Below are 12,904 nucleotides of genomic sequence, written 5' to 3'. Positions count from 1 at the left end.
AATAAGTATAACGGTCGTAAAACCTATTAAAAAGGATTTGATATGAATAACTCTCTAGAAAACCTTGCAGAAAAAACACCTTTATTAGGAGTCAATATTGACCACGTAGCAACCCTACGTCAAGCGCGTGGTGTTGACTATCCTAGTCCTTTAGCCGCTATGCTAGTCTCTGAGCAAGCCGGTGCCGATGGCATTACTATTCATTTGCGTGAAGACCGTCGTCACATCCAAGATGCCGATGTTTATGAGATTGCTAAGCAAGTAACTACCCGTCTGAATTTAGAAATGGCAGCTACCGATGAGATGCTAGCTATTGCCTGTGAAGTGCAGCCTTTTTGGGTATGTCTAGTTCCTGAAAAACGTGCTGAGTTAACTACTGAAGGTGGCTTAGACGTGGCTGGGCAAGTAAAGTGGTTAGCTGATTACATCAATAAGTTACAGGCGGCAGGTATTAAAGTATCTCTGTTTATTGATCCTACTGAGACCCAAATTAATGCTGCTGTAGCTTGTAAGGCCGATGCTATCGAACTACATACCGGTGCTTATGCAGAAAAGGGGCTGGCTGATGATAGTAATGGGCAAAACGCTGAGCTTAGTCGTATCAAACATGCGGTAAGCTATGCTCAGCAAGCCGATAGTCAGTTACTGATCAATGCCGGTCATGGCCTGACTCGAGATAATGTCAAAGCTATCGCCCAAATTGCAGGCATTTATGAGCTTAATATTGGCCATGCATTAATTGCAGATGCGGTTTTTGTAGGCTTGGCACAAGCGATAGCAGACATGAAAGCAGCTATGCAATAAATGATTTAGGATTTTGACAAAGTGTAAGTCTATAAAGGCTTATGCTTGCAAGATGACTACAGAGTCCTTCCTAATCGCAGTTAGTACGGTGGCTACTATTGGGTTTGTATTTGATGATACCGGCTTGGTTAAATGATATTTGATATTTGACGTTATTGTGTACTGAGGTAGGACAGTATTTGATATGGCCAAAGTGTCCACGTGGTTTGCCGCTATCACCCCAAAACTTAGTGTAATGGCGTCTAGAGCCTACTCGCAAATGTATAGTGGCGTACTTAGGGCTCAAGTGGTGTTGTTCTAATAGTTGGTCAGTACCTGGATCGAAATGATTATTGCGGTTATTATCTATAAACAATAACAGAACCTCATTACTGTTTCGGTTACAGCGGCTATTGTCGTCAGAAAGACACAGTATCAGGTTCTTTCTTCTAATGAGGCTCTCAGCCTTAGCCACTTTTAAAGTGTTAGATAAGGCATACCTAATACGTTTGGCCTCCATCGTTGCCAATTGTCTTAACATAAAAGGCGTCGCTATAGTTACAATTATAGCGATGATGGCTAAGGTTACTATTAATTCTACTAAGGTAAAGCCTTTATATCGACTATCCTTTTCACTATAATTTTCATTATAAGCAAGCTGCTGTTTAACGTAACTGGAGTGATTAGTTGCCAACGGTGTATGGCAACCTGAAGTAAATAGGTATAGAGGATAAATATAAACCTTACGTGACATAACCATTAGTAGGGATCACCTATAAAAGACTTGGTTTAACTCATTGTCACTTGTGGTATATACCATTCCATGAAGTCATGTTATTAGACATTGGTCTTAATTTGATTAGATCTGTACTAGCAATCACAATAATTATAATGTTCTTCTGAGGTACAAATTCATCAATATTGATAAACGATAACCAATAAATAATAATAAAAACTAAGATACAAATATCTTATAAGATAAAGTATATTCTATTAAAAGGATATTGTTAGCTAGCTAAATATACACATAATATAACGCTAATGTCAAAAATTGTTTCAATTAGTGAATGGCTGGTTTTTGTAATAGAGAAAATTTGTTTATTGGATTAGAATGCACTTAGAAATAGTCGATATTGTAACTACATATGTCATTTTTCAAGAATTGGCATAATGACGGTAGTTTAGGTGTTTGTTTTCAGTAACTTGAAACGATTATTGTGTTCTGCTTACAACACTATAGTGTAATAATGTGTAGCTCAGTAGCGAAAAAAGTTGTAAATTGAATTGATTGTCGCTAAGCTACTCCGTAATTAGTTTCGTTATATATCGTATAGTAATGTGTTTGGAAAGATGTCTATTCTTAGATCATCTAGGAAGCGATCTTGTTTAATGCCTTACTTAAATTATCCTTTGGAGGAAGTCCATGAAATTGAATAAAATTGCTCTAGCTCTGTTTGCTGTAACAGCTGCTCCACTAGCGGCTAACGCTGGTGTTACTATCAGTCCATTATTACTAGGTTATCATTACAGCGAAGGCGCTGATGATGAGCAAAGTGATCAGCTTGGTTACTATAAAGAAAACGGTCTTTATACTGGTGCGGCTCTAGGTATTGAATTGACTCCTTCTACTCAGTTCCAAGTAGAATACGGCGTATCAAATACTGATGGTGTTGGTAGAGATGGCAACGATAACTTTGATGCTGAACAAGAAATGATCAGTGGTAACTTCTTGATTGGTACTGAGCAGTTCACTGGTTACACTGATAGCGCATTTAAACCATATGTTCTAGTTGGTGCTGGTCGTTCGAAACTTGAGTTTAAAGATAACAGCGGTAATGAAGTAGCAGATTCAATAGATACTATTGGTAACTTAGGTTTAGGTGCTATGTATCGCATCAACGACGCTCTAAGCCTACGTGGTGAAGCACGTGCTATCCATAACTTTGATGAAAACTGGTGGGAAGGCATGGCCTTAGCTGGTCTAGAAGTGGTACTTGGTGGCCATTTAGCTCCTACAGTAGCGGTTCCACCACAGTTAGAGCCTACTTATGTAGCTCCACCAGTAGTAATCGTTACTCCAGTTGACGACATCGATTCTGATGGCGATGGCGTATATGATAGCGTTGATCAGTGCCCAGGCACGCCAATGAATGTAGTTGTTGATGCACGTGGTTGCCCACAAGTAGTAGATATCGAAGATACATTAAAAATGGAACTTCGTGTATTCTTTGATAACGATAAATCAGCTATCAAAAACCAATACAAATCAGAAATCGCTAAAGTAGCTGAGAAGATGCGTGAGTATCCAAACTCTGGCGCACGCGTCGAAGGTCATGCTTCTAAAACTGGTCCATCAGCACGTTATAACCAACGTTTGTCTGAAGCCCGTGCTGTAGCCGTTAAATCAATGTTGACTAACGAGTTCGGTATCGCACCAAACCGTGTATCAACAGTTGGTTACGGTTATGATCAACCGATCGCTTCAAACGATACTGAAGAAGGTCGTGCTATGAACCGTCGTGTTTATGCCATCATCACTGGTGACAAAACTATGACTGTAGAACAAACTAAAGATATGGTAATCAACTAAGCTTAAGCTTATTGAGTAATAACCAGTTTATAGTTAAGTTAAATAAGATAAAAAAAGCCACCTTATAGGTGGCTTTTTTTATGGCTAATTTTATATCTATAATAAAACACACAGATAAACAAGTAATTGCATAAATTTATAATGCAATAATGTTATACTAGCCGCCCAAACACTTTGTAAATTGACAAGGTGTCTACTAGCATAGCTGGTGATAAAATAGATTCATTGATATAGATATTTGTTAGTACTGCTCAACATATGCTTTTACCCTCATTGCGTAGGTATATAAGCGTACCATAAAGTATCTAATTAATTTATCCTAATATTTTATTCAACAGTGTTTACTGCTACTACATTTTATTAAGACAAAACGAGCATTTTATATGGCGAACGATATCAAACACTTGCGTAATATTGCAATCATTGCCCACGTTGATCACGGTAAAACTACTTTGGTCGATAAACTATTACATCAGTCAGGTACTTTTGGTGACCGTGCAAACATTGCAGAACGTGCAATGGATTCTGGTGATATTGAGCAAGAACGTGGTATTACCATTTTGGCTAAGAATACAGCTATCAGATGGACAGATAAGTCTGATGACACTGAGTATCGTATCAACATCGTCGATACTCCAGGTCACGCCGACTTCGGTGGTGAAGTTGAGCGCGTTATGTCGATGGTTGATTGCGTACTTTTAGTAGTTGATGCTGTTGATGGCCCGATGCCGCAAACACGTTTCGTAACTCAAAAAGCATTTGAGCAAGGCTTGAAGCCTATCGTCGTTATTAATAAAATTGATCGTCCTGGTGCACGTCCTGATTGGGTAATGGATCAAATTTTCGATTTGTTTGATAATCTTGGTGCTTCTGATGAGCAGTTAGATTTTCCAGTGGTTTATGCTTCAGCGCTAAACGGTATTGCCGGTTTAGAAGCAGATAATCTTGCTGATGATATGACGCCGTTGTTCAAAACTATTGTTGATGTGGTTCAACCACCACAAGTTGATGCAGATGCTCCATTCCGCATGCAAATTTCAAGTCTTGATTATAATAGCTTTGTAGGTGTTATCGGTATTGGCCGTATTCAGCGTGGTCGTATTTCTACCAACACGCAAGTCACTGTAATCGATAAAGAAGGCGAAACCCGTAACGGTCGTATCTTAAAAATCATGGGCTATCATGGTCTTGATCGTATTGAAGTAGATGATGCACAAGCCGGTGACATCATTTGTATTACTGGTATTGATGCTCTAAACATCTCTGATACTATCTGTGATCCTAATCATGTTGAAGCATTGCCACCATTGACTGTTGATGAACCAACCGTATCTATGACTTTCCAAGTGAATAACTCACCGTTTGCTGGTCGTGAAGGCAAGTTTGTGACTTCACGCAACATTCGTGAACGTCTGCAGCGCGAATTGATTCATAACGTAGCTTTGCGTGTAGAAGACACCGATTCTCCTGATAAATTCAAAGTGTCAGGTCGTGGTGAGTTGCATCTGTCAGTATTAATCGAAAACATGCGTCGTGAAGGTTTTGAGCTTGCTGTATCGCGTCCAGAAGTTATCGTTAAAGAAGTAGATGGTAAACTACAAGAGCCGTATGAAAATGTTGTCTTCGATATTGAAGATCAGCATCAAGGCAGCATCATGGAACAGGTTGGTCTACGTAAAGGCGAGATGACTGATATGCAGCTTGACGACAAAGGTCGTATGCGTATTGCAGCCACTATGCCAGCTCGTGGTCTTATTGGCTTCCGTTCTGAGTTCTTAACCCTTACTTCTGGAACCGGGATCTTAACCTCCAGTTTCTCACATTATGGCCCACAAAAAATTGGTGAGGTCGGCGCACGCTCTAACGGTGTACTAGTTTCTATGGCCAAAGGGGTTTGTTTAGGCTTTGCTCTATTCAACCTACAAAAACGCGGTAAAATGTTTGCCGAGCCACAGCTTGAAGTTTACGAAGGTATGATCGTTGGTCTGAACTCACGTAATGATGATATGGCCGTCAATCCGACAACAGCTAAGCAGCTTACTAACGTTCGTGCTAGTGGTACTGATGAGGCGTTGACGCTAACCCCAGCAATCAAGTTTACGCTTGAGCAAGCACTTGAGTTTATCCAAGATGATGAGTTAGTTGAAGTAACACCAAAAGCGATTCGCCTACGTAAGCGTTATCTCACTGAGAGTGAGCGTAAGCGTTATGGCCGTAAGAAAGGTGCTTAAAACTTACTCTTATCAATAATTTTTGTCAGTATCATCAGTAATAATGATTGCTAGTAAAAACTAGGTAAAATAAAAAGGCTAACTTTGAGTTAGCCTTTTTTTGTGGGCATAAATAAGGTCAATATCTTCTATGCACAGAGTAAAAATACTGGTTTCTAATAATCAACATAAGTTCCCATCCTTATATCAGTCAAAAAATACCTGCTATCGGTTTTATACTGTAGTGTAACTTAAATAGCAATATACTCGCAGTTTTGTAATTGGGAGGAATGTTTATGAGTATGGTATCGGAATTTAAAGAGTTTGCCCTGAAAGGTAATGTGATGGACTTAGCCGTTGGGGTTATCATTGGTGGTGCTTTTGCTACTATTACTACCTCTCTGGTAGAAGATATTATCATGCCTATCGTAGCGATGATTGTCGGTGGTGAACTTAACTTTACCAACATGTTCTTTGTGTTAGGTGATATTCCTGAAGGGGTAGCTAGAAACTACGTTAGTTTGAAAGCGGCAGGTATTCCAGTATTAGCTTATGGTAGCTTCATTACGGTGCTAATCAACTTCCTTATCTTAGCTTTCATTATCTTTATGATGGTAAAGTTTGTTAATAGATTGCGTCGTCAAGAAGAAGTTGCTCCTACAGTAGAAGCAACAGCAGAAGATATCCTCTTGTTGCGTGAAATCAGCGCAAAGCTTGGTAACAACAATTTAACTAAATGAGATTAGACTTAATAGTATAAATTTAGCAAAGTTTCTTGTTAAAACAAAAAAGGGCTAACTTATGAATTTAGCCCTTTTTTGTTGGTATCTATTAGGTAAAACGTCTTAAGAGGAAGCTAAAAAATGAGTTATTACTGTGGATTGACCATGACGTAGTCGTTAGTATTGATAATGATCTCTGATGGTTGGTTAACGACTATGCGAACCACATTGTTGCTAATCGCCGAAGATTTATAATAGTTGTCTTCAGCAACTGTACAGCCTAAACAGCGTGCCATAGCATCCCAAGGCTCTACAAATAGCTTTTGCTGAGCTTGCTCAGCATTACCGCTGATTAGCGAAAAGGGTAGGCTGACTAGGTAAGTAGCAGTACCGGCGATAGCGGTTGCAAGTTGCAGTGGCTTGCCAACAATAGTATCCACAGCCATAGTGCCGTATGAGGGACCAAAATCTGTCTCATCAATTTCTATAGCTGCGCTAGCAGGCTGCATAACAGTAACAATGCAACTAGTGCTAATAATAGCAGTAATGAGTTTATGCTTAACAGAGTGCTGAAAATTAGCGTTAACAGTCATAATGGTTTCCTAAAGAGAATAGTAGCCAGTTATTATAAATAGCACTATAAAAAACTGAAATTTTGTCAGTAATTACTATTAAAACAAGACTAGAACAGATAAGCAATACAAATATAGCTATGAATACCACAGTGATGATTATCTATTCAGCTTGTCTAAGCCATTGACGGTTAATTAGCTACTGCAACGGTTGGCAATTAGGGCAATAAACACTAGCACGACCATTGATTTTGATATTATCGAGTTCCGTAGCGCAATGTGGACAGCTTTCTCCTTGCTTACCGTAAACATTCAGCGTTTGTTGAAAGTAGCCCGTTTGCCCGCTGGCGACTGTGAAGTCGCGTAAAGTCGAGCCACCAAGGGCTATCGCTTTTTTCAGAATAGCTTTGATATGAGCGACTAATACTTCTATTTGTTGATAAGTGAGGTGATGGGCAGGCGTTGCTGGATTTATAGCGGACAAATATAAGCTTTCAGTGGCGTAAATATTCCCCACACCAACCACTATCTGCTGTTCCATAATCACAGATTTTATTGCCCGAGCTATAGGACGTTTGGCAGATTTTTTGCTAGGCGATTGAATAGCTGAAGCTGAGTGGGAAGTTAGTGGTTGCTGGGCTAGTGAGCTGCCAACAGATTTTAGCAATGTGCTATCAGGCACTTTAGCAGGCGTATCACTAACCTCGGTACGTTGAATAAGATGATATAGATAGTCGGCACTAAATTCTGTTGCTAGCGGTTCAGGGCCTAAATGCTCTAAGAGCTTAGGAGCATATTCTTTGTACCACAGTATCGCACCAAAACGTCTTGGATCATGATAGTGTAATTGAGTTTGCTTATCGGCTTCGTCAAACAGCATGATCAAGTGGTCATGCTTACGTTTTTCTGTTCCTACCGGATGCTGCTGTAAACTGCCTGACATACCTAAATGGATAATTAAGGTATGCTCAGCTGGGCTTATAGCTTGAGTAGATTTAAAAGTTACTAATAAATACTTAGCACGACGCTCGACTCGATCTAAGGAATAGCCAACTAAAGCTGTCAAATCATTAGGCATTGGCCAGCGCAGTTTAGGCTGGAATACTTCGACTTTGCTGACTCGCTGCCCTAATAAGGGGCTTAGGCTGGTTTTAGTGGTTTCGACTTCGGGCAGTTCAGGCATAGTGGTTTTATCTAAACTCTATTATCGTAAGATTAATGATGGTACTGGATAGCAAGGCGCTTTTAAACAACGGCACGCCGAGCATGCAATATTCCAGGCTGCTGTTCAAGTTTAGCTAATAGTTTGGATAAATGCGCCAGACCTGAGACTTCGATATGAAATTTTAAAAAAGCAATATTTTCATCTGTACTAATAGTCTGAACTTGTCTAATATTGACATTTTCTTTATCAATAACTTGAGTCAAATCTCGCAGTAAGCCACGCCTATCGTAGGCTTCTATATGGATATCAACGGGTTGATAGCGACCAGATTTTGATTTCCAAGCAGCGCTGATTTCACGTTCAGGATCACGTTCAATCATACGAATATACTCAGCGCAGCCACGATTATGAATACTGACACCACGCGATAAAGTGATATAGCCAGAAATAGGTTCACCGTGTACCGGGTGACAGCAGCCTGCTAAGTTAATCTCAATATTATCTAAACCATCAATACAGATTTTATAGGCATCCAATTTACCGGTGGTTTTGGGATCAACACTAGGAGTAAACTCCTCTTCTGCTTTTTCAGGCTCTAAATGTAGCTGGCGTGAAACATGTCCCATCAGCTGATGAATACCAATTTCACCAGTGACTAAACCAACAACGATATCATCAGTGTTATTAACATTAAAAAATTTCAAATAATCGTTTAAGTCGATACTATTAGGATGCAAAGATAAGCGCTCGAGCTCTTTACTAAGCATCTGTCGACCAATCTCAATATTCTTATCACGATCCTGTTTATTGAACCATTGGCGTAGCTTTGAGCGTGCTCTGTTGGTATGTATATAACCCAAAGACGCCACTAACCAATCGCGATTTGGCTCGCGTGAGGACTTAGTAATAATCTCTACTTGCTCTCCGGTTTTAAGCTGGTAGGTGAGAGGTACATAGCGCTGATTCACTCGAGCGGCTTGAGCACGGTTACCAACTTGAGTGTGTACGTAGTAAGCAAAGTCGAGGACAGTAGCACCTTTAGGGAGTTCAGTAATATCGCCGTCACGACTGAATATATAAATACGTTCAAGCTCGTCAAAATCAACCGTTTGCTCTTCTTCATCTAGCTCAAATAGATCGCTATTATCAATACCTTCAGCGTTAGCTACAGCAGTACGTGCCTGATTACGAGTCTCATTGTTTATAGATAGTAGCTGTCTTAAAGAGCTAATTCTTTGATTAAGATAATTGTCTTTTTTATTCTTTAGCCCCTCTTTATAGTTGACGTGCGCACACATACCAAGCTCAGCTTCAAAGTGCATAGTATGAGTACGTATTTGCACTTCAAGAGACTTATTTTCAGCAATAACGGCGGTATGGAGCGAGCGATAACCATTAGCTTTTGGATTAGTAATATAGTCATCAAACTGCTCAGGGATATAGCGCCATAAGCCATGAACTAGCCCTAAAGCATGATAACAATCTGAGGGATTTTCGACTAATACTCGTAATGCGCGAATGTCATAAAGCTGATCAAAAGATAAGCCTTTAAGTTTCATTTTTCGATAAATAGAGTAGATGTGTTTGACGCGTCCTGAAACTTCACCGACGATATCAGCCGCTACTAAAGCGTCGCTTAGTTTATCCTCTACTCGTTGAATATAGTCTTCGCGCTCACTGCGCTTCTCAGATAGTAACTTAGCGATTTCTTTATAGCGTTCAGGGGCCAAGTAGCGAAAAGCTAAGTCCTCAAGCTCCCATTTAAGTTGGGCAATACCTAAACGATGGGCTAATGGGGCATAAATAGTCATAACCTCAAGAGCAACACGCTGCTGACGCTCTTCATTAGAGAATGACAGTTCACGCATAGCAAAAGTACGCTCAGCCAGCTTGATGAGTACGACACGCACATCATTAGTCACTGAAATAAGCATGCTATAGATGTTAGACAGCTGATCACGTTGATTATTGGCGAAATGATCTTCTAAGCGCTTGTTACTCTCAATGATAGCCGATAGCTTGCCCATCGCCAAAGCATCTTTCACCAAACTGCTTATATCAGTACCGAAGCTCTTCTGAATGTCAGCTAAACTGATAAGCGATTCACGGGCGCTACGATAAAGCATTGCCGCGACTAGTGCATCTTCATCTTGATAGAGGTAAGTCAATATATCCGTCATACCAATGCCTGTCACATAAGCACCGGACCGTTCAGATTCAGTAGTGTTCATACGGTTGCGAATAAATTCACAAGCCATTATTAAATTCGGAACCGACTCTTGACCGATACGCTTGGCCACATTATCCAGCCACATTGGCACATCGATATTGGCTTGATCTAGATCAATATTTTTAGAAACGTCTGTGATCAATGAGAGACTTTGTAAATTACTATTGAGATACTCTTCATTCAGTTTTGGGTCATGACTATGATAGGAGTGCTGTGCGGAACGATCAAAAGTTGTGTGCAGCTTATGAGTGCTGAGCTGTCTCTTGATATCTAGTGGAATTTGAGCATAGCTATTGGCAGATTGGTGAGAACGTTGACTGGCCACTAGCTGCGCAGCTAATGACGCACTATCAGTCTCTGCTGTTTGCCCATCCATTAATGGCAATCCTTCACGAATTTTTACCATAGCTGACTCCTTTTAACCGAGTTACTGCTGTGTATGTCGATTATTATTTTATATCGACTGTCCTTCAAACTATTACCTAAAGTCAGCAATCACATAAAACAGCGCAGTTGCTAAAGAAAAAATCTTTTGGCAACTGCGATAAACTTACTTTTATATAATGACGGTTGATAAAGTGATAGCAGTTAATACAAAAGCGTTGATTTTTAGCTTTATTTTTCTCTTTCTCTTTCTCTTTAAGCTAAGCATTGGTTCACCATTGAACACAGAAGTGTCTACTTGTGAATGTACAACACAGCCTGTTCTTTATGAACTTCCTTAAAAAGTATTTCGCAAAAACATATATAAATCAGTCAATCGCTCAATATATTTTTATTGGTATAGTAATAAGTGATAATAAGTTATTTTGTTACCATTTTTCAAGCAAGGGTCTGTAATTATTATACGTTAAAAGGTAATTTGACTAAGTTCTAATTGCCAATAATAATCACTTAAAACATAAGTTAGTATAAATTTTATAATATTACTATGTATTTTTACTAAATAATAGGAGTTATTGCTTGAGCAGTAGCGGGTATCAACCAGTGCCCAAGCCTTATCATTGAAGCTACACTCAAGCGACTTGGATTATACCTTTTCAAAGCGGGCAATTGATTCAACATGACCAGTATGACAGAACATGTCCATCACTCCTGCATGAGTGAGTCGATAGCCTTGCTCTAACAGCGCCTTAGTATCACGAGCAAGAGTTGCCGGATTACAAGAAACATAGACTATGCGCTCAGCATTGAATTTTGGTAAATACTGCATGATCTCCCAAGCGCCAGAGCGTGGTGGATCAATGAGTAGCGCATCAAAACCTTGGTTAGCCCACGGCTTATCAGTGCAATCTTGAGTTAAATCTTGGCTATAAAACTCAGTGTTATTGATATTGTTACGACGCGCATTATCAGCAGCTCGTAAAGTCATAGCTTCGCTGCCTTCGATTCCCACTACTGAGCCTGATTCGCCAACTAAGCGAGCTAATGGCAAACTAAAGTTACCTAAGCCGCTGAATAAGTCTAGTACTCTCTCACCGGGTTTTAGGTCTAATAAGTCACAAGCCAGTTTAGTCATCTGCCGATTAACAGATAGGTTCACTTGAGTAAAGTCAGTCGGAATAAACTCAAAAGTAAGATCATATTCAGGTAACTGATAATAGAGACGACCGAACTGTTGACTCATATCATCGTTAGCCGTTAATGCAATGCGCTGGATACTGTCGACACCTTTAGACTGTAAATACAGTTGCCAGTTACGCGCCGCAAAAAAGGTTTTGAGCTTATCTATATCCCCGTCAGATAAAGGTTCTAAGTTGCGTACAATTAATGCCACTGGCTGATCACCATCTGGCAGTTCAGGGAGGTATTCGCCCATAGCTAGCTCTAACTGAGCAATTTTGTTACGACTCTCAAGAGTGCTGATTAGGGCTTTTAAATTTTCAATTTCAAAACCAATACGCGGATCTAGAATATGGCATTCATTGAGCTCGGCTAAGAAATTACTCGAACGCTCACGAAAACCTACTAACGCTGTTTCCTTTTTGACTACATAACGTACACCCAATCTAGCTTTAGTTCGATAGCCTAAACGATCCCCAACTACTGGTGGTAGCCAAGTATCTGGCTGTACATTGGCTTGATGCAGTAACATCTCTGCTAGAACCGATTGCTTAAAGTTAATTTGGGCCTCAGGTTGCCAATGTTGCAGATTACAACCACCACAAACCCCAAAGTGAGGGCAAGGTGGTACAGCACGTTCAGGGTTTGGATTGGCAGTAACCTTAGTAGCATCCCCTTCCTCAAAACTGGCGCGGCTATTGGTTATCTTTACTTCAACGCTCTCGCCCGGTAGAGCAAAACTGACAAATATTTTTTTGCCATGTTTGTCTTCAATGTGACCTGCTTGTGCATCGAAACCATTGCCGTACACAGCAACTCCGCGACCATCATGCGATAATCCATCAATGATGAATGGCAGGGGTTCAGCATCTTTTAGACGACGGCGTACCTTTGATGAAGGCTTAGACTTTTTCTTGTTAGGCGGGGTAATAATTGCCTGACTGTCATCAGCAAGCGTATTAGATTTAGTAGTCAAGCTATCTGCTACAGCAGTTTTTGAGTCGGTGGGTTGCATAAACCTGCCTATAAAATAAAGGGATGAAAAATGACCGCAATTTTAACATACAAA

9 protein-coding genes are annotated in these 12,904 nt (G+C 40.1%); 4 read left to right on the top strand and 5 right to left on the bottom strand.

The window, feature by feature from the left end; genetic code table 11:
- Positions 1 to 42: 42 nt before the first annotated feature.
- On the top strand, positions 43 to 804 hold the full coding sequence (gene pdxJ, locus KPY62_RS06370) for a pyridoxine 5'-phosphate synthase (protein WP_216581272.1): 762 nt from the start codon (positions 43 to 45) through the stop codon (positions 802 to 804).
- Between the two features lie 70 nt (positions 805 to 874).
- Here the strand turns inward: pdxJ and KPY62_RS06365 are convergent, their stop codons facing one another.
- The gene (locus KPY62_RS06365) at positions 875 to 1,543 is read right to left on the bottom strand and encodes a prepilin-type N-terminal cleavage/methylation domain-containing protein (protein WP_228730594.1); all 669 of its coding nucleotides are present in this window, start codon (positions 1,541 to 1,543) and stop codon (positions 875 to 877) included.
- A 663-nt stretch (positions 1,544 to 2,206) separates the two neighbouring features.
- Here KPY62_RS06365 and KPY62_RS06360 point away from each other — a divergent pair.
- From KPY62_RS06360 to mscL, 3 genes are all read left to right on the top strand, one after another.
- Positions 2,207 to 3,373, top strand: coding sequence for an OmpA family protein (locus KPY62_RS06360; RefSeq protein ID WP_216581271.1), 1,167 nt, complete (start codon positions 2,207 to 2,209; stop codon positions 3,371 to 3,373).
- A gap of 383 nt (positions 3,374 to 3,756) precedes the next feature.
- Positions 3,757 to 5,604 carry a translational GTPase TypA gene (gene typA / locus KPY62_RS06355; protein WP_216581270.1) on the top strand — a complete coding sequence of 616 codons (1,848 nt, stop codon included), beginning with the start codon at positions 3,757 to 3,759 and terminating at the stop codon, positions 5,602 to 5,604.
- 275 nt (positions 5,605 to 5,879) lie between these two features.
- Entirely contained in the window at positions 5,880 to 6,323 is a 444-nt protein-coding gene (gene mscL / locus KPY62_RS06350; RefSeq protein WP_216581269.1) for a large conductance mechanosensitive channel protein MscL, read from the top strand.
- A 131-nt stretch (positions 6,324 to 6,454) separates the two neighbouring features.
- Here the strand turns inward: mscL and KPY62_RS06345 are convergent, their stop codons facing one another.
- From KPY62_RS06345 to rlmD, 4 genes are all read right to left on the bottom strand, one after another.
- A complete protein-coding gene (locus KPY62_RS06345) occupies positions 6,455 to 6,898 on the bottom strand; it encodes a hypothetical protein (protein WP_216581268.1) in 444 nt (147 codons plus the stop codon).
- A gap of 178 nt (positions 6,899 to 7,076) precedes the next feature.
- Entirely contained in the window at positions 7,077 to 8,060 is a 984-nt protein-coding gene (gene mutM / locus KPY62_RS06340) for a bifunctional DNA-formamidopyrimidine glycosylase/DNA-(apurinic or apyrimidinic site) lyase (protein ID WP_216581267.1), read from the bottom strand.
- Positions 8,061 to 8,122: 62 nt separating this feature from the next.
- Positions 8,123 to 10,678 carry a RelA/SpoT family protein gene (locus KPY62_RS06335; protein ID WP_216581266.1) on the bottom strand — a complete coding sequence of 852 codons (2,556 nt, stop codon included), beginning with the start codon at positions 10,676 to 10,678 and terminating at the stop codon, positions 8,123 to 8,125.
- A 624-nt stretch (positions 10,679 to 11,302) separates the two neighbouring features.
- Positions 11,303 to 12,850: a 23S rRNA (uracil(1939)-C(5))-methyltransferase RlmD gene (gene rlmD, locus KPY62_RS06330; protein ID WP_216581265.1), complete on the bottom strand. Its 1,548-nt coding sequence runs from the start codon at positions 12,848 to 12,850 to the stop codon at positions 11,303 to 11,305.
- Positions 12,851 to 12,904: the final 54 nt, after the last annotated feature.

The sequence above is a fragment of the Psychrobacter sp. TAE2020 genome, from assembly GCF_018919485.1.
Taxonomy (GTDB): Bacteria; Pseudomonadota; Gammaproteobacteria; order Pseudomonadales; family Moraxellaceae; genus Psychrobacter.
Note: the sequence above shows the minus strand (reverse complement) of the source record. Positions and strands in the feature narration are given on the sequence as shown.

Coding starts and splice junctions, on each gene's coding strand:
- pdxJ (WP_216581272.1), top strand. CDS start 43: ATGAATAACTCTCTAGAAAACCTTGCAGAAAAAACACCTTTATTAGGA.
- KPY62_RS06365 (WP_228730594.1), bottom strand. CDS start 1,543: ATGGTTATGTCACGTAAGGTTTATATTTATCCTCTATACCTATTTACT.
- KPY62_RS06360 (WP_216581271.1), top strand. CDS start 2,207: ATGAAATTGAATAAAATTGCTCTAGCTCTGTTTGCTGTAACAGCTGCT.
- typA (WP_216581270.1), top strand. CDS start 3,757: ATGGCGAACGATATCAAACACTTGCGTAATATTGCAATCATTGCCCAC.
- mscL (WP_216581269.1), top strand. CDS start 5,880: ATGAGTATGGTATCGGAATTTAAAGAGTTTGCCCTGAAAGGTAATGTG.
- KPY62_RS06345 (WP_216581268.1), bottom strand. CDS start 6,898: ATGACTGTTAACGCTAATTTTCAGCACTCTGTTAAGCATAAACTCATT.
- mutM (WP_216581267.1), bottom strand. CDS start 8,060: ATGCCTGAACTGCCCGAAGTCGAAACCACTAAAACCAGCCTAAGCCCC.
- KPY62_RS06335 (WP_216581266.1), bottom strand. CDS start 10,678: ATGGTAAAAATTCGTGAAGGATTGCCATTAATGGATGGGCAAACAGCA.
- rlmD (WP_216581265.1), bottom strand. CDS start 12,850: ATGCAACCCACCGACTCAAAAACTGCTGTAGCAGATAGCTTGACTACT.